The organism is Mesorhizobium sp. M0410 (genome assembly GCF_040321435.1).
Classification (GTDB): Bacteria; Pseudomonadota; Alphaproteobacteria; order Rhizobiales; family Rhizobiaceae; genus Mesorhizobium.
This window is the reverse complement of sequence record NZ_JAMYRN010000004.1, coordinates 280302-299936: the sequence shown is the minus strand read 5'-3', so window position 1 is coordinate 299936 and position 19635 is coordinate 280302. Positions and strand designations below refer to the sequence as shown.

Below are 19635 nucleotides of genomic sequence, written 5' to 3'. Positions count from 1 at the left end.
TTCAACCGGAGGGTTTCATGGCGAAACTGACCTACAAGATCGTTGAGCATGACGGAGGCTGGGCCTACAAGGTCGGCTCGACATTCTCCGAAACGTTCCCCACCCATCAGGATGCCTTGCGCGCCGCCGAGATCGCTTCGGCCGAACAGCAGGTCGCCGGCAACACCGACGGCATCCAGTACGAGGACGCCGACGGCAACTGGCACGACGAGCTCGCCGACGGCCGCGACCGGCCGCAGACCGAGGTTTCGGATTAGGGCGTGTCGATATCCCAGTGATGCCGGCGTGCTTTACAGGTCGGTTTGGTAGCGCTACCGTCTTACATCGCGCGTGACCGGGGAGGAGCCTGGGCGTCGCCGCGGGCCAGGCAGAAAGCGGTTTCCTTCGAAGTCGTTGCAGGAATCAATCGGGAGGAGATCGATGGCGTCTGTCGCAATCGGCGATGTCTACAAATCATTTGGGACCGTCGAGGTCCTGCACGGGGTCAGCGTCGATATAAACGACGGCGAGTTCGTCACGCTGGTCGGACCTTCGGGTTGCGGAAAGTCGACCCTTCTCAGAATGATCGCCGGCCTGGAAAAGATCTCGCGCGGCCAGATCGCGATCGGCAAACGTGTGGTCAACAACGTTGCGCCAAAGGAGCGCGACGTCGCCATGGTCTTCCAGAACTATGCGCTCTACCCGCATATGACGGTTGCCGAGAACATGGCGTTCTCACTGATGCTCAAGGGCGTTCCCAAGACGGAGAGCGATGCCGGCGTGCGGCGTGCGGCCGAGATCCTGGGACTGGTGCCATTGCTCGACCGTTATCCCCGCCAGCTTTCCGGCGGCCAGCGCCAACGCGTCGCCATGGGCCGGGCGATCGTGCGCGACCCGCAGGTTTTCCTGTTCGACGAGCCGCTGTCCAATCTCGATGCCAAGCTCCGGGTGCAGATGCGCGCCGAGATCAAGGAACTGCACCAGCGCCTGAAGACGACGACGGTCTACGTCACCCACGACCAGATCGAGGCGATGACCATGGCCGACAAGATCGTCGTCATGCATGACGGCATCGTCGAGCAGATCGGGCCGCCACTCGAGCTCTATGACCGGCCGAACAACCTCTTTGTCGCCAGCTTCATCGGGTCGCCCGCCATGAATATGCTCAGGGGCGAGATCGTAAGCGACGGCTCGCCGTCGTTTCGCGGCGCCGGAGGGATTTCGGTCCCGTTGGCCTCGGCACTTTCCATCGGCAATGGTGAGCCGGTCGTGCTGGGGATACGGCCCGAGCATTTACGGCTGTCCGACCATCAGGGCATTCCGGTCACCGTCGCGGTGGTCGAGCCGACAGGGTCCGAAGTGCAGCTCATCGGCCGAACCGCCGGCGGCGAGGAGATCGTCGCCAATTTCCGGGAACGGCATTCCTTCACGCCGGGCGAAACCATCCGGCTTACGGCCGAGCCTGGCCTCATCCATCTCTTTCACGGCAAAACCGGACAGCGGTTCGAAACACCCATCGGGCAGTAGGACGGCAAGGACAATAAGCAGGAGGAAGCGAACATGAAATTCACCAGACGTGACGTGATCCGCACCACCGCCGGCGCAGCGGCGGGAGCCTTGGGAAGCCGGTTCATCGGCTCTCCCGCCTTTGCTCAGGAGGGGTTGAAATACAAGCCCGAGGACGGCGCCAAGCTCAGGCTGCTGCGCTGGTCGCCTTTCGTGCAGGGCGACGAGGATCAATGGCTGGCCAACACCAAGCGCTTCACCGAAGCGACCGGCGTCGAGGTCCGCGTCGACAAGGAAAGCTGGGAGGACATTCGCCCCAAGGCGGCGGTCGCCGCCAATGTCGGCTCCGGCCCGGACCTGATGTTCGTCTGGTTCGACGACCCGCACCAATATCCTGACAAACTGCACGATGTGACGGAACTAGGCGAATATCTCGGCTCGAAATATGGCGGCTGGCACGACGGACCGCACCAATATGCGACACGGCAAGGCAAGTTCCTCGGCCTGCCGCTGGCGACCATCGGCAATGCCATCGTCTATCGCGAAAGCTGGGTGAAGGAAGCCGGCTTCTCAGAATTTCCAAAGGACACGGCAGGCCTGCTCGAGCTTTGCAAGGCATTGCAGGCGAAGGGGCACCCGGCCGGCTTCACGCACGGCCACGGCGTCGGCGACGGCAACAACTACGCGCACTGGCTGCTGTGGAGCCATGGCGGCCAGATGGTCGACGAGAACAGCAAGGTGACGATCAACAGCCCCGAGACGCTGAAGGCGATCGAATACGCGCAGCAACTCTACAAGACCTTCATTCCCGGCACTGAAAGCTGGCTCGACGTCAACAACAACCGCGCCTTCCTGGCCGGCGAATTGAGCGTCATCGCCAACGGCATTTCGGCCTACAACACCGCCAAGATCAACAAGGACAAGGATCCGAAGCTGGCTGAAATAGCCAAGGACATCCGCACCACCAACCTGCCGATCGGCCCGGTCGGGAAATCCGTCGAGCTGTTCCAGGTGACCACGGCCGTGATCTTCGACTACACGCCCTACCCCAACGCGGCCAAGGCCTACCTGCAGTTCATGTTCGAGGATCCGCAAATGTCGCAGTGGATCACGTCGTCGGCAGGCTATTGCTGCCAGACGCTCAAAGCCTTTGACAACAACCCGGTTTGGACGGCCGATCCGAACAATGCCGCTTACGCCAAGGCCTCGGCGACGCTGCGGCCCAACGGCTATGCCGGCCCGCTCGGTTATGCCTCGGCGGCGACCATGGCCGACTATGTGCTGGTCGACATGTTCGCCAAGGCGGTGACCGGCCAGGCGACGCCACAAGAGGCGATGGAAGAGGCCGAAAAGCGCGCCAACCGCTACTATCGCGTTTGAGCCGGCTCGGCCGGGCAGCCATGCTGCCCGGCTTCGAATCGCGCATGGCCGCCCGGCCGTTTACGAAACCTTAGAGGAGCCGACCCATGGCCGTGACCTCCGCCGCCGTTCAGCCGCGTCCCTCGATCTTGTCTCGCATCCTGGCGACCTTGGCCGATAGCCGAAACGCGCTTGGCTTCGGCTTCATGCTGCCGGCGGCGGCACTGCTGCTGGTCTTCCTGACCTATCCGCTCGGGCTCGGCGTCTGGCTCGGCTTCACCGATGCTCGCATCGGCCGCCCCGGCATCTTCATCGGCATCGAGAATTACGAATATCTGTGGGACGACGCCGTCTTCTGGCTCTCCGTTTTCAACACCTTGCTTTATACGATCAGCGCCTCGATCCTGAAGTTCGTGCTCGGCCTCTGGCTGGCGCTTATCCTCAACCAGAACCTGCCGTTCAAATCGTTCTTCCGCGCGATCGTCTTGCTCCCCTGGGTGGTGCCGACGGTGCTGTCGGCGATCGCCTTCTGGTGGATCTACGATTCGCAGTTCTCGATCCTGTCCTGGGCGCTTATGGAAATGGGCCTGATCGACCATCGCATCAATTTCCTCGGCGATCCCGAGAATGCGCGGGCTTCGGTCATCGCCGCCAATGTCTGGCGCGGCATTCCTTTCGTCGCGATCACGCTGCTTGCCGGCCTGCAGACGATTCCGCAGTCGCTCTACGAGGCCGCCACGCTCGACGGCGCCAGCCGCTGGCAATTGTTCCGCTATGTGACGCTGCCGCTGCTGACGCCGATCATCGCCATCACCATGACGTTTTCGGTGCTGTTCACATTCACCGACTTCCAGCTGATCTATGTGCTGACCCGCGGCGGGCCGGTGAATGCCACCCACCTGATGGCGACGCTGTCGTTCCAGCGCGGCATTTCCGGAGGCCAGCTTGGCGAAGGCGCCGCGATCGCAGTCGCCATGATCCCGTTCCTGCTGGCGGCGATCCTGTTCAGCTACTTTGGCCTGCAACGGCGCAAATGGCAGCAGGGCGGCGGAGATTGACATGACCGCGATCGAAACGAGCAAACGCCCGGAACTCGACGAAGGCGGCATGGGCTACCTGCAGAGCGTGCCGCGCCGCGTGGTGACGGTCTACCTGCCGTTGCTGATATTCGTCATCGTGCTGTTGTTTCCGTTCTACTGGATGACGATCACGGCGGTTAAGCCCAATCTCGAGATGACCGATTACGCCAATTTCAACCCGTTCTGGGTGGTGCATCCGACGCTCGAGCATATCCGCTACCTGCTCTTCGAGACGTCCTATCCGGGCTGGCTGCTCAACACGATCATCATCTCGACCGCCGCCACCTTCCTGTCGCTGCTGGCTGCGGTGTTCGCTGCCTATGCGATCGAGCGCTTGAGGTTCTCCGGGGCGCGTCAGGTCGGCCTCGCGGTGTTCCTCGCCTATCTCGTGCCGCCTTCGATCCTGTTCATTCCGCTGTCGGTGATGGTGTTCAACCTTGGGCTTTACGACACGCCCTTCGCTCTCATCCTCACCTATCCGACCTTCCTGATCCCGTTCTGCACATGGCTGTTGATGGGTTACTTCCGCTCGATCCCGTTCGAGCTGGAAGAATGCGCGCTGATCGACGGGGCGAGCCGCTGGCAGATCCTCACCAAGATCGTGCTGCCGCTGTCGGTGCCGGGCCTGATTTCCGCTGGCATCTTCGCATTCACGCTGTCATGGAACGAGTTCATCTACGCCTTGACCTTCATCCAGTCGTCCGAAAACAAGACTGTGCCGGTCGGCGTGCTCACAGAGCTGGTGCGCTCGGACGTCTATGAATGGGGGGCGCTGATGGCGGGAGCGCTGATCGGCTCGCTGCCGGTGGTGGTGCTCTATTCGTTCTTTGTCGAGCACTATGTTTCCTCGATGACCGGAGCCGTGAAGGAATAGCCGATATCCTGATTAGGTTCGGAGGTATTCCCGGCGGCCGGGATGCGCGGGGCGGCACCCTGCCGGCCGATACCGCGTCCGGGAGGGTGTCAGCTGCCGGTGTCGGACTTCGGCGCAAATGCGCGGTCGGCAATGCGTTCGATGAAAGCGACGACCCGTTCCGGCTCGACGAATTGCGGCATGTGGCCAAGCCCCTCGACCGGCTCGAAATCGAGCCCGCTGATCTTTTCCATCACCGGCCAGCCGTGGATACCGATGCCCAGCACGCGGTCGGAAGCACCAAACAGAATGCCGGCCGGCATGGTGATTTCACCATAGCGTTGCTCGATGCGGCCAAGGTCATGCGCGATGGCCACGACATCGGTCGCTGTTGCGTAGAAATGGCTTGGCCTCAGTCCGCACCAGCCGCCGCCCTCGACCATATAGTCGGCCGGCGCCGTCTGTGGCGCGAAGATGAAGGCCAACGTGCGTTCTGCATATTTGAGAGCCGCCGGGATCGCCATCGTATGAGCCATGATCCGGCGCCGCAACGGCGAGTTGATGTAAAGCGGGCCGAACTTCTCGCGCGCGTCCGGCTCCATATGGGTCAGCGGCGCCAGCAAGGCGACACCGGAAATCGCCTCGGGATGCTCGACAGCCAGCGTCAGTGCGATGGCTCCGCCCAGCGAATGGCCGACGATCAGCGGCTTTTCCAGTCCCAGCATTTCGATGAAGCGCCGCACGATTTCGGCCTGCTCGGGCAACCGCCCGCTGGCGCCCGTGGCCCGCACCGAATAGCCGGAGCCCGGACGGTCGAGCGCAATCAGCCGATAGTTCGAGCCGAAAATTCCGAACAGCGTGTGGCGGAAATGATGAAGCTGCGCGCCGAGACCGTGCAGGAAGACGATCGGCCGGCCCTCGCCCGTCTCGACATAATGAATGCGGTTGCCGTCGATCTCGATGAATTTCCCGCTGGCCGGCACCAGCCTTTCGGCTTTCGCCGCGATCCGCCGTGTCGCCAGCAGAGGATAGGCTGCCACGACGAGCACCAGCAGAACCAGCGCGCCGGGCAGCCATGGAAGAATCGGTACCGGCATGTCTTGCTCAAGGCTCCAAACCGGCACGCAGCATCACCCGCCGAAGGGTCCACTGCAAGGGAGGTGGCACAGGTGGATCCGTCGTTTGGCGGCATTGCCGCCGGCCGTCCGCCGCGCTATCTCAGGCGACCCGTTTGCCGGAGCCTGCCATGACCGAAATCGTCACCGCCGCCATGCTCGTCATCGGCGACGAGATTCTGTCCGGCCGCACCAAGGACAAGAACATTGGCCACCTCGCCGATATCATGACGGCGATCGGCATCGACCTGAAGGAAGTGCGCATCGTTGCGGACGAGGAAGACGAGATCGTCGCTGCGGTGAATGCGCTGCGCACCCGCTACACCTATGTCTTCACCACCGGCGGCATCGGCCCGACGCATGACGACATCACCGCCGATTCGGTTGCCAAGGCCTTCGGCGTGCCATGCGAATACGACGCCAGGGCCTACGCCCTGCTGGAGGCAAGCTATGCTGCCCGCGGCATCGAATACACGGAAGCGCGCAAGCGCATGGCGCGGATGCCGCGCGGGGCAGACCACATCGACAACCCAGTGTCGGTTGCGCCGGGCTTTCGCATCGGCAACGTCCATGTCATGGCCGGCGTGCCGGCGATTTTCCAGGCGATGCTCGACAATGTCGTGCCGACGTTGCGGGCCGGCACCAAAATGCTGTCGGCCACCGTGGAATGTCCGTTCGGCGAAGGCCTGATCGGCGGGCCGCTGGGCGACATCCAGAAGGCGCATCCGGAAACGATCATCGGCTCCTATCCGAAATATGGCGACGGCAAATTCTGGACGGAACTGGTGGTGCGCGCCCGCAGCCGGCAGGCGCTGGACTCCGCACGCGCCGACGTAGAGGCTATGGTGGCGGGTTTGATCAAGGCAAACAAGGCGGGCTGATCGGCCGGCGTGACGGAACCAAGCATCACGCAGTGACGTTTCTCACGATGGGATCGCCGTAAGGAGTGACGGACGGCCATGCGATTCAAGACCATCGTCGCCATACTGCAGAACGAACAGGACGCCGAGCGCGTGCTCGACTGCGCGATCCCGCTGGCCAGCCGGTTCCAGAGCCATCTGATCGGCATTCATGCCGAGGCGCTGCCCGTGCCCTACACCTCGGCCACCGGCTTTCCGGACACCGAGTTCCTGCAGGTTTCGGCCGACATGAACCGGGAGCGCGCCGAGAAGTTGCAGGCCGCCTTTCACAATCGCGTCGAGAATTCCGGCCTGTCGTTCGAATGGCGCAGCCTCGAGAGTTTTTCCGGCGACAGCGCGCTGACCGGCATCTCGACCGTTCGCACCGCGGACCTGATCATCGCCGCGCAGCGCGAATCGGGCAGCGACCCGAGCGCCGACGTCGACACGCTGGTCTACGATGCCGGCCGGCCGGTGCTGGTGGTGCCGCATTCGGGTCCGCTGGTGACCAGCTTCAAGCATGTGCTGCTCGCCTGGAACGGCAGCAAGGAAGCCGCGCGTGCGGCCTTCGATGCCCTGCCCTTCATCATCGAGGCTGAAAAGACGGACATCGTCGTCATCGACCCGCCGGATACGCTCGACGAGGCGCCGGAAACGGCCGGCGCAGAGATCGCCGCCTCGCTGTCCAGGCACGGCGCGACCGTCAGCGTCTCGGTGCTGAGGTCCGGCGGCGCCTCGGTCGACGACATCATCCAGACCAGGGTCGCCGAAACGGGTGCGGACCTGCTCGTGCTCGGCGCCTACAGCCATTCCTGGCTGCGCCAGCTGCTGTTCGGCGGGGTCACGCGGACGGTGCTGCGCACCGCACCGGTGGCGGCTTTCCTGTCGCGGTAGCTTCACAGGGATAGCTTTCCACTCCCCTTGCCAAAGCCAAGCCTTTCCAGTTAATTCCGCGCGCATTCCATAGTGTCTGCGCGCGATGCGCGCTTTGCGGAGTGCGCGAAGATGTCCCTGCCCGAAAAAGCCTTCCCGGTCTCCTGGGACCAGTTCCACCGCGATGCGCGCGCGCTCGCCTGGCGGCTTGCCGGCGCCAACAAGGGGCAATGGAAGGCGATCGTCTGCATCACGCGCGGCGGCCTGGTTCCGGCCGCCATTATTTCGCGCGAGCTTGGCATCCGCGTCATCGAGACGGTCTGCGTCGCGTCCTACCACGACTACACCAGCCAGGGGCAGCTGCAGGTGCTGAAGGAGATCACACCAGCGCTGCTCGCCGATGATGGGGCCGGCGTGCTGATCATCGACGACCTCACCGATACCGGCAAGACGGCGGGCATCGTGCGCGCGATGATGCCCAAGGCGCACTTCGCCACCGTCTACGCCAAGCCGAAAGGCAGGCCGATGGTCGACACTTTCGTTACCGAGGTCAGCCAGGACACCTGGATCTATTTCCCCTGGGACATGGGCTTCACCTACCAGAAGCCGATCGCCGACGACCACGCCGGCTGATTCGCGGCAACGCGGCTTGTTGCAACCAGCCCGCCCAAGGCATCATCCGCAGCCGAGAAATGCCGACTTGATGCTCGCGCGGCCGCCCCATTTGAGCGAGACCGGGCGCAAATCGGCAGAATCTCGCTGGTCCATGAAACATTTTTTACTTTTATTGCTTATAATTAGCCGTAAGATTCATGAGACGGCAAATGATTCTGGAAGCTGGGGCAAGCTTCTCCGATGTTGACGAGGCCAACGACGCACAACCATCTGGCCGAAAGGGTCCAGCGACTCTTCGGCGCGGTGCCGTCCCGCCTGCAGGTTGCAGCGTTGCCTTGGCGCGATAGCGGGGACGGCGTCGAAATCATGCTGATCACCAGCCGCGACACCGGCCGTTGGGTGCTTCCCAAGGGCTGGCCGGAAGCGAAGGAGCCGCTTTGCGAAGCGGCGGCGCGCGAAGCCGGCGAGGAGGCCGGGCTGCGCGGCACGATCTCGCATCAAGAGGCCGGCCGCTATTTCTACGCCAAGGTGCTGGATTCCGGCGAGGAAGTGCCGTGCGAGGTTCTGGTGTTCCCGCTGCAGGTCGACAAGGTCGCCGACCGGTGGAAGGAAAAGCGGGCACGCACCCGCAAGTGGGTCAGCGCCGCCGAGGCTGTGGGCATGGTGCATGAACCGGACCTTCGCCAGATCATCGCCCATTTCTGCGCCGATCCACGCCGGTTCTCCTGAGCCCGAGCGGCGCATAGCCGCGGTCAGGTGCCGCGAACGCCATCCCGAAGCACCTCCGCGCGGCGCCGAACCTTCCTCGCCGCGCTCCGCTTCTATCCCCGTTATCCACATATGTGACACACAAGATGTTGGGGTCATAAAAGCTCCGCAAACGAATCCTTGACGGCGCAAAACGAGTCGCCTTTTATAGGCCATGCGCTCCTGTTGAGAGTGCGACCGGAAAAGTTTCGAGGCCGGTCTTTTTCCCGGAATATGTGCGTTTTGATCCGCATTCCCGCCTGTTTACGAGGCCGGCGGAGGCGTGGGATTTTGAAGCCTTGGGGGCGAAAGGGGAGGATTGTCGGACTTGAATAAATTGTCTGTTAATACTATATTTAGTGTTTGCAGGCAGGTTCGACGCTAGATAATGTGAATTTCCCTCGACCGAGGGCGTTACAAAAAAGTTTTCAGTTTTGAGGGACCCACAGGGTCCGTGAGCATGTTGGACAGCGGCCTCGCAAGAGGTTCGACCGGCAGGGCGGCGGAGACTGTGAAGATGAGAGCCGGGGTTTTCGAACGCCGGCAGACGGCGGGCATGCGCGTTTCGTCAAGAGGGCAGAAATCCTCTGGGAAAAGCGCTATATGTAGACAAAAGGGACCGGACCAATGCGCATCGAGCGTCGTTTCACCAAGCCAGGACAATCTGCCTATGCGGAGATCGAATTCCGCAAGGCGCTTTCCGAGATCAAGAATCCGGATGGGTCGGTGGTGTTCCGCTTGGACAACATCGACGTGCCGGCGCAGTTCTCCCAGGTTGCCGCCGATATCCTGGCGCAGAAATATTTCCGCAAGGCTGGCGTCCCGGCACGGCTGAAGAAGGTCGAAGAGACGCAAGTTCCCTCCTTCCTGTGGCGCTCCGTGGCCGACGAGGCTGAACTGGCCAAGCTGCCGGAAGCCGAGCGCTACGGTTCCGAGACCGACGCCCGCCAGGTCTTCGACCGGCTTGCCGGCACCTGGACCTATTGGGGCTGGAAGGGCGGCTACTTCAAGTCGGAGGAAGACGCGCGCGCCTTTCGCGACGAGCTCGCCTATATGCTGGCCACCCAGCGCGTCGCGCCGAATTCGCCGCAATGGTTCAACACCGGCCTGCACTGGGCCTATGGCATCGACGGTCCGAGCCAGGGCCATTTCTATGTCGACCCGTTCACCGGCAAGCTGACCAAGTCGAAGTCTTCCTACGAGCATCCGCAGCCGCATGCCTGCTTCATCCAGGGCGTGCAGGACGACCTCGTCAACGAGGGCGGCATCATGGATTTGTGGGTGCGTGAGGCGCGCCTGTTCAAATATGGCTCCGGCACCGGCTCGAACTTCTCGTTCCTGCGCGGCGAAGGCGAAAAGCTGTCGGGCGGCGGCCGCTCGTCGGGGCTGATGAGCTTCCTCAAGATCGGCGACCGCGCGGCGGGTGCTATCAAATCGGGCGGCACGACGCGCCGCGCCGCGAAAATGGTCATCGTCGACGCTGATCATCCCGATATCGAGGAATTCATCGACTGGAAGGTCAACGAGGAGCAGAAGGTCGCCTCGCTGGTCACCGGCTCGAAGATTGTCAAGAAGCACCTCGAAGCGATCATGAAGGCCTGCATCAACTGCGAGGGCAATGGCGACGATTGCTTCGACCCGGCGGTCAACACCGCGCTGAAGCGCGAGATCAAGGCGGCCAAGAAGGACGCGGTGCCGGAGAACTACATCTACCGCGTCATCCAGTTCGCCAAGCAGGGCTACACCTCGATGTCGTTCAAGACCTACGACACCGACTGGGATTCGGACGCCTATCTCACCGTTTCCGGCCAGAACTCCAACAATTCGGTGTCGCTGACGGACGATTTCCTGCGCGCCGTCGAGCAGGACGGTGACTGGCATCTCACCGCCCGCAAGGACGGCAAGGTGCTGAAGACGCTGAAGGCACGCGATCTCTGGGAAAAGATCGGCTATGCCGCCTGGGCGTCGGCCGATCCGGGCCTGCATTTCAACACGACGATGAACGACTGGCACACCTGCGCCTCGGCCGGTGCGATCCGGGCGTCCAACCCGTGCTCGGAATACATGTTCCTCGACGACACCGCCTGCAATCTGGCCTCAATCAACCTACTGCCCTATCGCAACGCCGACGGCACCATCGACATCGCTGCCTACGAGCACACGGTGCGGCTGTGGACCATGGTGCTGGAAATCTCCGTCATGATGGCGCAGTTCCCGTCGAAGGAGATCGCCAAGCTTTCCTACGAGTACCGCACGCTCGGCCTCGGCTACGCCAACATCGGCGGCCTGCTGATGACCTCGGGCATTCCTTACGATTCCGACGAGGGCCGCGCCATTTGCGCCGCCCTCACCGCGATCATGACCGGCACCGCCTATGCCACTTCGGCTGAAATGGCCGCCGAGCTCGGCGCCTTCCCCGACTACGACCGCAATGCGCAGAACATGCTGCGTGTCATGCGCAACCACCGCCGCGCGGCCTACGGCGAAAGGGACGGCTACGAGAAGCTTGCCGTCAACCCGGTGCCGCTGGTCGCCTCGGATCTCAAGCAGCAGGAGCTTGCCGACCATGCCAAGGCCGCCTGGGACCGCGCCATCGAGCTTGGCGAGGAGCATGGCTACCGCAACGCGCAGGCAACGGTGATCGCACCGACGGGCACGATCGGCCTGGTGATGGATTGCGACACCACCGGTATCGAGCCTGACTTCGCGCTGGTGAAATTCAAGAAGCTCGCCGGCGGCGGCTATTTCAAGATCATCAATCGCGCCGTGCCGGAAGCGCTGCGCACCCTCGGCTATTCCGAGGCCCAGATCGCCGAGATCGAGGCCTATGCCGTCGGCCACGGCAATCTCAACCAGGCGCCGGGCATCAATCCCGGGTCGCTCAAGGCAAAAGGCTTTACCGACGAAAAGATCGCCGCACTCAATGCGGCATTGAAGTCGGCCTTCGATATCAAGTTCGTCTTCAATCAGTGGACGCTGGGCGCCGACTGGGTGAAGGAGACGTTCGGCTTCACCGACGAGCAGCTCAATGATTTCTCGTTCGAGATGCTGCCGGCGCTGGGTTTCTCGAAGAAGGACATCGAGGCCGCCAACATCCATGTCTGCGGAGCGATGACGCTGGAAGGCGCGCCGTTCCTGAAGGCCGAACACCTGCCGGTGTTCGACTGCGCCAGCCCGTGCGGCAAGATCGGCAAGCGCTCGCTGTCGATCAACAGCCACATCATGATGATGGCGGCGGCACAGCCCTTCATTTCCGGCGCCATTTCCAAGACCATCAACATGCCGAACGACGCGACGGTGGAAGACGCCAAGGGCGCCTACATGCTGTCGTGGAAGCTGGCGCTGAAGGCCAACGCGCTCTATCGCGACGGCTCGAAGCTGTCGCAGCCGCTCAACGCCTCGCTGCTTGCCGACGTCGAGGACGACGAGGACGAAGCGGTCGAGCAGCTGATCGCGGCACCGGCCGCGCAGCGCGCCGTGCAGGTGACCGAGAAGATCGTCGAGCGCGTCGTCGAGCGTCTCTACCGCGACCGCGAGAAACTGCCGAACCGCCGCAAGGGCTATACCCAGAAGGCGGTCGTCGGCGGCCACAAGGTCTATCTCCGAACCGGCGAATTCGATGATGGCCGCCTCGGCGAGATATTCATCGACATGCACAAGGAAGGTGCCGCCTTCCGCGCGATGATGAACAACTTCGCCATCGCCATCTCGCTCGGCCTGCAATATGGCGTGCCGCTTGAGGAATTCGTCGAAGCCTTTACCTTCACCAAATTCGAGCCGGCTGGCATGGTGCAGGGCAATGACGCCATCAAGAACGCCACGTCGATCCTCGACTATGTGTTCCGCGAACTCGCCGTCTCCTATCTTGGCCGCCACGACCTCGCCCATGTCGACCAGTCGGATTTCGACAAGACCGCACTCGGACGCGGCATCAACGAAGGCAAGGCGACGCCCTTCTCCAAGGGGCTGACCCGCGGCGCCTCGCCGGTCAAGCTGGTGTCGGGCATGGGTGCCGAGCCCAAGGGCTTTGCGGGCTCCGGAACTCCGGCCCGTACCGCCCCGACCGCCTTCTCCGGCTCCAACGTGCTGACGCTGAAGCCGGCCAGTGACGAGGCCATTGCCTACAAGCGCGACTACGAGGAGCGCGCCAGGGAACTGGTCGAGGACATCGTCTACGCGGAAGCCTCCGACCCGACGGAGCTGTTCACCGACGAGGCCGCGAAAGAAGCAGCCGAAGCCAAAGCGCTCGCCGCCAACCGGCGCCAGCAATCACTGATGCAGGGCTACACCGGCAACGAATGCTCGGAATGCCATAACTTCACGATGGTGCGGAACGGGACTTGCGAGAAGTGTGATACTTGCGGGGCTACGAGCGGATGTAGCTGAGAAAATCTGCAGCGCTAAAACGTAACATGATCGGCCCGGTCGCAAGATCGGGCCGAAATGGCAAGAGGAACAAAAAGGGTACGACGCATAAGGATGTCTTTATGTGACATCCTCTGGAAACACCAAGGCCGACCCTCCCGGGTCGGCCTTGGATGCCGCGAATAAGCCGAAGCCAACGCGGGACAAAGAGACCTGACGACCTCTCCTGTAGCAAGGTTATCATATGGGGAGTCGGGACTTAGAGTCGAGGTAGCTAAGGCAACATGGGACATAGAAAATGCCTAAATTTGGAACCTCAGCTTATCTAAAATTGATCTCTCTCAATACGAAGCCTCAGCGCACGGAGTTGCGAAAAAGGCTCTCTCCGAGCGACGCTCCCTATGACTTTCATCGCTCACTACGCCTTCACTCTAGTCGATTGCTCGCGAAGGGCGAGAGCATAGAGAGCATGCTCGAATCCGTAGGTCGCATAACAAAACTGCCAGAACGAACTTCCGTCCAGGCGGGCCTCGCAACCCTCTTGAATTGGCGTGCTTCTCATCCCGCAAAACTTTTTGAAGTTAAGAGCCACATTTACACTAGCCCAAACGACGTCTTCAAACTCAGCTTCACGGCGGATTTTGGGACAGTGATAGACGGTAAAAGATGTGCGGTTCACCTCTGGAATACAAAGACGCCTCCTCTATCAACGAGATTGACGATTGGAGCCCTCTCTTTAATCAAGCAAAGCTATCCAGAGATAGATAATCTGGTCGTGCTGTCACTGCTCGACTCTCAGCTTTTCTGGTCAGTTGAGGATGCTCGATACGTGGCTATTGGACACAACCTCGCACTCCGGATCGAAGAAGTTATCCTGGGTGTGGAGGAAGAATTGCGGTCGCCCACAAAGGATCGGCGAACTCCGCCTGCTCCTCCACATCCGTTGGCGTGACTCGGATCGGGATGACTAGGGGGGCTGAGGATAGCTCTTTCGATAGCAATTAAAGCGTCGTCAGTAGCTCTATTGGCCACGCTTTTTTATTGGAAGAGGTTCGCCTCTTCAAAAGCTTTCTTAGCTAAATCTGGAAGTATATGAGGCTTCAACCGAACAAGTTCTCCAATTTTATCTTCCTTTGAGGAATTCGGTAAAAGCTCCGAAACGTAAATTGCAGTAGCTATCCTCTCAAGTTCGGCAACGTTTTTAGGAGCCAAAATTTCGCATATTTTGGAAACAGAAGCCTCATACTGCGCAAAAATATTAGATGCCGTCCTGTCAAGAGCACGCCAAAGCGTTTCATTGACACTAAAGGAAGGCCCATACCCAGGGTTCACCTCCGTCACTAGCAGACCCCGGCTTCGCATATGAACAATACTCTTGCTCAGATCAAATGAGAAAGGGCCATGCTTATAAAGCACGAACTCACTTTCGAAGGGAACATGCTTCACTACTTTCGCTATAAAAATAGCTTTCTGTATATGCGTTTCACCTGTCCAGCTGTGGCGATCTCTCAGCGCCTTAACGACGCCACCAACAAGGACCATTTCCCTAGTAGTAGTCATTTCACGGCCCCAGTGAGAACGGCGTGGCGTTCTTGGGCAATCCAAGCACGGACGTCGCCAGCGATAGTTGGAGAAGCGTAAATTGAATCAACGGTCATAAGAGGAAAATTGGCGAGGATCGGAGACACAGACACGGAAGATTCTACGCGGCCATCAGGCATAAGCACCGGGAACAATGCCGGCGACGACCCCTGGATATAGAGATCCGTTTTGATATTAGCCTCCCCAAAATTCTTCGATAGTATCTTTCCAAGCTGATACGCAGGAGAATTTAGCGGCTTATTGATATCAGGCTCTAAACTCCCACTTTCAATAGCGCTTTGAAGGATTTCCTGATCTGTCGGGTTGTAGCTGTAGACGGACCTAAAATGCCCTCGTCGAAGAATTGCCTGTGCTGAATCATGACCGGGAGCATCGAAATTTCCAAACGCCGCCCGAATCGATGACATCACCTCATTGTCTGTTTGAGAGAGGTGGAACGCAACGTCTTTACGATAGCCGTTCGCACCGTAGTGGCTTACCATGTAATCAATCAGATGAAGATCATATATCCGGCGAATCGGGTGAAAATATACCTGTTCATACATGAAATAGCGAGCTAAAAGAAGCGCCTCTGCCGAATGCAATCCATTGAACTCCACACCTAGCAATGGCTCTGTACTTCCGCCGTTTCCCATGGACTCTGGCAATATTCGGAGAGACGGGATAAGCTTGGCGTGGTCAAATTTGCCGTAATTAACTCCCGCATAGTATGAGTCCCGAAGAAGGTAATCCATCCTATCAACACCAAACGAATCTCCAGTTATTACTTCTGACAGAATCGATTCCCAGGTTGTAAAATTTTCATTTTTTAACTTCTTTTGCCCAACAGCGAGTTTTTGAACGTCCCTCACATGAACCCGGTGACCCATATCCCATACGCCTGCCATAAGATCACTTGAGATGAGATCCAAAGTCAGGTTTTCGTGATCTTCGCCATGAGGCAAAAGCTTTTTCTCTGCAGCGTGAGAGAAGGGCAAGTGGCCGAGATCATGCGCCAACGCAGAAAGAGAGAGTACAGAACGCCAATAGGCAAGATTTTGTCGATCGGGTATTATGTGCTCAACGGTTGGATGTATATTTGCTGGATCAACAAGGACGTCAAAAACCTTTTGAGCCAAATGCATCACACCGATTGAATGGTCGAAGCGCTTGTGGGTAGCTCCTGGATATACGAATGAAGTAAGAGCAAGTTGGTGGATATGGCGCAGCCTCTGAAATGGGATCGAATCCACCAATGCACGCTGCTGTCGATCGAGCTCTATGAAGTTGTGTAACGGATCTCGAAACTCGTGTACTCGCTTTATAGGCATTATTTCCCTCCCGTCCTCCACCCTCTTAGGACAGGCTGATTACTTTAGCAACTCGCTAGTATCGAACATCTCAGCTTCGTTGTATCGACCATTTGTCCTGGCTGGATAGCATAGCGATATCAAATGTTCATCGCGCCTAAGCGGAGGGCGAGGCGTAACCTTTTGCAGCGACGGGTAGATACGGCCGGTCTTAACCTAGGTGTGGTTGGCGCCATTGCACAAACATTTCGTGTTCGGACCGCCCGAGAATGGCGAAGGCTAACAGCTAACGCCCGCGAAGCGCTACTCGGCCTCGGCCACCATCTGCCGTCCACCCGCCCAGTCGCGCCAAGCCTTCTCATCGCCGTGGAACACGTTGAGGTCGATGCGGCCCCTCACCCCGTGCGACAGGCCGGAGCCGGAATATTGCCAGAACAGCCATTTGCGGCCGGGATAGACCTTTGACGGGTGGGCGGCTACGGCGCGCAGCCAGAATGGATAATCGGGGAAGGCGCCGCGCAGATTGTCGCGGTAGAAGTCGGGGGCGGTGTAGATGATCGGCCGCTGGCCGTAGTGGCGCTCGAGCTTGTCCATGAACACCTGCATCTTCTCCAGCACCTTTTGCCGCGAAGGGCGGCGCTTGCAGCTGGATTCGCCGTTCCACTCGACGTCGATCACCGGCGGCAGCGCGCCCTCGACCCTCGGCACGTTGCGAATGAACCAGTCGGCCTGCTCGCCGGCGGTGCGGCACCAGTAGAAGAAGTGATAGGCGCCGCGCTTCAGGCCGGCGGCGTCGGCATTGCGCCAGTTCCTGGTAAACATCGGGTCGATATGATCGCCGCCGTCGGTCGCCTTGATGTAGGCGAAGTTGGCGCCCTGGGCGCGCAGCTTTTGCCAGTTCACATTGCCCTGCCAGCGCGAAACGTCGACGCCGTGGACGGCGAGGCGTCTGGGCGAGGATGTCTTGCCGAAATTGATCGGCTTGGCGTCGCGAAAACCATAGCGCGTGACCGGCTCGGCAAGCATCGCCGGTGCTGCGCGTGTCAGCCGCTTCGGCGGCGACATCAGCGCGATGACCTCGGCCGGCGGTTCGACGTCCTGATCGGGTACGCCCATCGCGACCGGCTGTTCGTCCTGCTCCTGTTCGGCAAAAGCGGGCGCAGCATCAGTTTTCGCCACGGATGCCACCGGCGCGGGTGGCCGCAAAACCGAGCTGGTGGTCTCGCTGGACGGCAGTTGCAGCGCATCGACGCCGGAGGTCGACGTACAGCCGGCAAGGCACAGCGCTGCGATCGAAAAGATGACGACGCCTGATATCCGCATCTGGACCTGTACGCAAAACACAACAGACCGAAGGCAGGACAACGCCGCCGGACAAACCAAGCTGGATTCCTAACAAGAAACTACCAACAAAGTTTGAATCGAATTGTTAGGGGTTTGCATCGGGACGTTCGCCCGGACGGGGTGCGCTTTCCCCCAACGTTCGGCCACATGGCTGCCTCGCAATCCCGCTTGACAACTCACGACATGAGATTAGTCTCCACTAATCTTACGGTGTAAGGCCATACTTGGGAGGAAGTCATGCACCCCGCCGCCCTGTCAGAATTTCAGCCCGTAGCCCCACCCGAGCCACGCTCGCCCGCCATCGGGATCGACGAGATATCTGGCGATCTCAGCCGCGTCATCGAACGCTCCGAGGTCAATGCCTGGCTCGATCTCTATCGCGCCGCCCCGTCAGACTTTGCCGCAGGGCAAGGCCTTGCCATCGCCGAAGATGGCGATCTCGTCTGGACCACCTGCACGACGATCCCGTTCATCCATTTCAACTGCGTCAAGAATCTCGGTGTCGATAGCGCTGCCACCGAGAGCCGGCTCGACGCGCTTCTGGCGCATTATCGCGAGGCCGGTATTCTGCGGCCCTGGTTCTACACCAATCCGCATACCGAGCCCGCGACGCTCAGCTGCTGGCTCGAGGCACGCGGCCTGCAGCGTCAGGGCGGTTGGGAACGCATCTTTCGCGATGCCACGCCATTGCCAACAGAGCCGCTTTTCCCGTCGAAGGGTGTCTCGGTCGAGCGGGTGACGCCGGCAACGGCAAGGGAATGGGCTGGGTTCATCGACGGCCAATATCGGTTGCCGACCTCACCGTGGTTGCTGGCGCTGGCCGGCCGACGCGGCTGGCATCATTACATGCTGCGGCGGGACGGCGCGGTGACGGCGGTGCGCTCGATGTTCATCGGTGCCGACGGCATGGCCTGGAGCGGCATCGACGCGCCGGTTCCCGGCATCATGGCGCCGAGCTTCGACCTCGATGCAATGCTCGGCGAAGCGATGGTGCGCGACGGACTTGCGGCCGGTGCAAAACTGTTCGTGGCCGACATCGAGGCGCCGCAATCCGAACGCGACGGGCCGGCGTATCGCAGCTATGCGCGCCTCGGCTTCAGGCTCGCTTATTTCCGCAGCCATTACAGCTATTTGCCGGCAAATTCCGGCTGACCGCTTCAAGACCTTAGCCGCACAGCCACAGCTTGTGGCAGGTCGTGGCCATAAGGTGGGCCGGCGGTACAAAACGATCGTTGACCGCCACATCATCGCCCGCCCGGCGGACCTTTTCCTCAAGCAGCGTGCGAAGTTCTGCCGGCTGCACGCGGTCGCGCTCCATCACCAGCTTGATCATCGGATCACTCAAGAGCTCGTCCAGGGTGTTGATGCTGTCGTTCATTCCGTCGCCTCCTCGACTGCCGCCCGCACGCAATAGATAGGCAGCAATGATGGCCCGCCAATGACGCTTTGCCGGCTATCTCGTGTCGCTTTGGATTAAATTTTATCCAGACTTCACCTCAAGCCGGAGGTGGCGCGCCTTCATATTGCGGCAGGCCGTCGTCGATCTGGACCCAGGGCTGCTTCGAGGCGGTCCAGATATGCATCTCAGGCCTGAACACCGAAGGATCATCGAGCGAGCCGGTCGTGATGCCGATGATGCCGGCGGAATCGCGCCGGGAAAACATCATCGTGCCGCAACGCGGGCAAAAGCCACGCTTGAGATCGGGCGAGGAATTCACCGTCGCCAGCGGACCGTCGACCGTCACATCGTCGATGCGGAACAGCACGCGCGCGTTGAAGGCGGCACCCAGTGCCTTCTGGCAGAGCCGGCAATGGCAGACGCGCTCATTAATGGGTGTCGCCTCGACATGGTAGCGCACCGCACCGCACAAACACCCGCCCTGATATCTTGCCATCGCCCATGTCCCTTCCTGCGAGGATAGGCGATACCTATCGATAGGCGTGGCACCGTCAATTGAAAAGCTTTGATGGCGTTATCTAAAGCTGTGATCCGGGCGATCGGCTAGATGC

At 60.5% G+C, this 19635-nt stretch carries 17 protein-coding genes; 11 read left to right on the top strand and 6 right to left on the bottom strand.

What is annotated here, in order from left to right:
* Window positions 1-17 precede the first annotated feature (17 nt).
* The 5 genes from NKI63_RS07525 to NKI63_RS07505 all read left to right on the top strand — a co-directional run bounded on the left by NKI63_RS07525 (window position 18) and on the right by NKI63_RS07505 (window position 4797).
* Window positions 18-257 carry a DUF2188 domain-containing protein gene (locus NKI63_RS07525; RefSeq protein WP_254817690.1) on the top strand — a complete coding sequence of 80 codons (240 nt, stop codon included), beginning with the start codon at window positions 18-20 and terminating at the stop codon, window positions 255-257.
* 163 nt (window positions 258-420) lie between these two features.
* Window positions 421-1506, top strand: a complete 1086-nt coding sequence (locus NKI63_RS07520) for an ABC transporter ATP-binding protein (RefSeq protein WP_352477401.1) — start codon at window positions 421-423, stop codon at window positions 1504-1506.
* Between the two features lie 33 nt (window positions 1507-1539).
* Complete coding sequence (locus NKI63_RS07515; protein WP_254817688.1) at window positions 1540-2865, top strand: ABC transporter substrate-binding protein; 1326 nt, start codon at window positions 1540-1542, stop codon at window positions 2863-2865.
* 86 nt (window positions 2866-2951) lie between these two features.
* Window positions 2952-3902, top strand: a complete 951-nt coding sequence (locus NKI63_RS07510) for a carbohydrate ABC transporter permease (RefSeq protein ID WP_254817687.1) — start codon at window positions 2952-2954, stop codon at window positions 3900-3902.
* Window position 3903: 1 nt separating this feature from the next.
* Window positions 3904-4797: a carbohydrate ABC transporter permease gene (locus tag NKI63_RS07505; protein ID WP_023717433.1), complete on the top strand. Its 894-nt coding sequence runs from the start codon at window positions 3904-3906 to the stop codon at window positions 4795-4797.
* 89 nt (window positions 4798-4886) lie between these two features.
* On the opposite strand, the gene NKI63_RS07500 is transcribed toward NKI63_RS07505, so the two are convergent.
* A complete protein-coding gene (locus NKI63_RS07500; protein ID WP_352509433.1) occupies window positions 4887-5873 on the bottom strand; it encodes an alpha/beta fold hydrolase in 987 nt (328 codons plus the stop codon).
* Between the two features lie 149 nt (window positions 5874-6022).
* Here NKI63_RS07500 and NKI63_RS07495 point away from each other — a divergent pair, with 149 nt between their 5' ends.
* The 5 genes from NKI63_RS07495 to NKI63_RS07475 all read left to right on the top strand — a co-directional run bounded on the left by NKI63_RS07495 (window position 6023) and on the right by NKI63_RS07475 (window position 13411).
* Window positions 6023-6772 carry a competence/damage-inducible protein A gene (locus NKI63_RS07495; protein ID WP_352509434.1) on the top strand — a complete coding sequence of 250 codons (750 nt, stop codon included), beginning with the start codon at window positions 6023-6025 and terminating at the stop codon, window positions 6770-6772.
* Window positions 6773-6850: 78 nt separating this feature from the next.
* On the top strand, window positions 6851-7684 hold the full coding sequence (locus tag NKI63_RS07490; RefSeq protein ID WP_352477397.1) for a universal stress protein: 834 nt from the start codon (window positions 6851-6853) through the stop codon (window positions 7682-7684).
* Between the two features lie 111 nt (window positions 7685-7795).
* A complete protein-coding gene (gpt, locus tag NKI63_RS07485; protein WP_352649197.1) occupies window positions 7796-8296 on the top strand; it encodes a xanthine phosphoribosyltransferase in 501 nt (166 codons plus the stop codon).
* 222 nt (window positions 8297-8518) lie between these two features.
* Complete coding sequence (locus NKI63_RS07480) at window positions 8519-9007, top strand: NUDIX hydrolase (protein WP_352689904.1); 489 nt, start codon at window positions 8519-8521, stop codon at window positions 9005-9007.
* A 645-nt stretch (window positions 9008-9652) separates the two neighbouring features.
* Window positions 9653-13411 (top strand): vitamin B12-dependent ribonucleotide reductase, encoded by a 3759-nt coding sequence (locus tag NKI63_RS07475; protein ID WP_352820914.1) that lies wholly within the window; start codon window positions 9653-9655, stop codon window positions 13409-13411.
* A 1017-nt stretch (window positions 13412-14428) separates the two neighbouring features.
* On the opposite strand, the gene NKI63_RS07470 is transcribed toward NKI63_RS07475, so the two are convergent.
* The 3 genes from NKI63_RS07470 to NKI63_RS07460 form a co-directional block, all read right to left on the bottom strand.
* Complete coding sequence (locus NKI63_RS07470) at window positions 14429-14950, bottom strand: hypothetical protein (protein ID WP_352820912.1); 522 nt, start codon at window positions 14948-14950, stop codon at window positions 14429-14431.
* Entirely contained in the window at window positions 14947-16302 is a 1356-nt protein-coding gene (locus NKI63_RS07465) for an HD domain-containing protein (RefSeq protein ID WP_352820909.1), read from the bottom strand. The genes NKI63_RS07470 and NKI63_RS07465 overlap by 4 nt, the downstream gene beginning before the upstream one ends.
* 282 nt (window positions 16303-16584) lie before the next feature.
* Entirely contained in the window at window positions 16585-17604 is a 1020-nt protein-coding gene (locus NKI63_RS07460) for a GH25 family lysozyme (RefSeq protein ID WP_352820907.1), read from the bottom strand.
* Between the two features lie 258 nt (window positions 17605-17862).
* Between NKI63_RS07460 and NKI63_RS07455 the strand changes: the two genes are divergently transcribed.
* Window positions 17863-18777: a hypothetical protein gene (locus NKI63_RS07455; protein WP_352820904.1), complete on the top strand. Its 915-nt coding sequence runs from the start codon at window positions 17863-17865 to the stop codon at window positions 18775-18777.
* 13 nt (window positions 18778-18790) lie between these two features.
* Here the strand turns inward: NKI63_RS07455 and NKI63_RS07450 are convergent, their stop codons facing one another.
* Both NKI63_RS07450 and NKI63_RS07445 read right to left on the bottom strand, forming a co-directional pair.
* Window positions 18791-19003, bottom strand: coding sequence for a hypothetical protein (locus NKI63_RS07450; RefSeq protein ID WP_352820902.1), 213 nt, complete (start codon window positions 19001-19003; stop codon window positions 18791-18793).
* A gap of 118 nt (window positions 19004-19121) precedes the next feature.
* Entirely contained in the window at window positions 19122-19520 is a 399-nt protein-coding gene (locus NKI63_RS07445; protein WP_352820900.1) for a GFA family protein, read from the bottom strand.
* Window positions 19521-19635 lie beyond the last annotated feature (115 nt).

Excerpts from the sequence above, each read along its gene's own strand:
- NKI63_RS07525 (WP_254817690.1), top strand. The coding sequence starts at position 18 with ATGGCGAAACTGACCTACAAGATCGTTGAGCATGACGGAGGCTGGGCC.
- NKI63_RS07520 (WP_352477401.1), top strand. The coding sequence starts at position 421 with ATGGCGTCTGTCGCAATCGGCGATGTCTACAAATCATTTGGGACCGTC.
- NKI63_RS07515 (WP_254817688.1), top strand. The coding sequence starts at position 1,540 with ATGAAATTCACCAGACGTGACGTGATCCGCACCACCGCCGGCGCAGCG.
- NKI63_RS07510 (WP_254817687.1), top strand. The coding sequence starts at position 2,952 with ATGGCCGTGACCTCCGCCGCCGTTCAGCCGCGTCCCTCGATCTTGTCT.
- NKI63_RS07505 (WP_023717433.1), top strand. The coding sequence starts at position 3,904 with ATGACCGCGATCGAAACGAGCAAACGCCCGGAACTCGACGAAGGCGGC.
- NKI63_RS07500 (WP_352509433.1), bottom strand. The coding sequence starts at position 5,873 with ATGCCGGTACCGATTCTTCCATGGCTGCCCGGCGCGCTGGTTCTGCTG.
- NKI63_RS07495 (WP_352509434.1), top strand. The coding sequence starts at position 6,023 with ATGACCGAAATCGTCACCGCCGCCATGCTCGTCATCGGCGACGAGATT.
- NKI63_RS07490 (WP_352477397.1), top strand. The coding sequence starts at position 6,851 with ATGCGATTCAAGACCATCGTCGCCATACTGCAGAACGAACAGGACGCC.
- gpt (WP_352649197.1), top strand. The coding sequence starts at position 7,796 with ATGTCCCTGCCCGAAAAAGCCTTCCCGGTCTCCTGGGACCAGTTCCAC.
- NKI63_RS07480 (WP_352689904.1), top strand. The coding sequence starts at position 8,519 with ATGTTGACGAGGCCAACGACGCACAACCATCTGGCCGAAAGGGTCCAG.
- NKI63_RS07475 (WP_352820914.1), top strand. The coding sequence starts at position 9,653 with ATGCGCATCGAGCGTCGTTTCACCAAGCCAGGACAATCTGCCTATGCG.
- NKI63_RS07470 (WP_352820912.1), bottom strand. The coding sequence starts at position 14,950 with ATGACTACTACTAGGGAAATGGTCCTTGTTGGTGGCGTCGTTAAGGCG.
- NKI63_RS07465 (WP_352820909.1), bottom strand. The coding sequence starts at position 16,302 with ATGCCTATAAAGCGAGTACACGAGTTTCGAGATCCGTTACACAACTTC.
- NKI63_RS07460 (WP_352820907.1), bottom strand. The coding sequence starts at position 17,604 with ATGCGGATATCAGGCGTCGTCATCTTTTCGATCGCAGCGCTGTGCCTT.
- NKI63_RS07455 (WP_352820904.1), top strand. The coding sequence starts at position 17,863 with ATGCACCCCGCCGCCCTGTCAGAATTTCAGCCCGTAGCCCCACCCGAG.
- NKI63_RS07450 (WP_352820902.1), bottom strand. The coding sequence starts at position 19,003 with ATGAACGACAGCATCAACACCCTGGACGAGCTCTTGAGTGATCCGATG.
- NKI63_RS07445 (WP_352820900.1), bottom strand. The coding sequence starts at position 19,520 with ATGGCAAGATATCAGGGCGGGTGTTTGTGCGGTGCGGTGCGCTACCAT.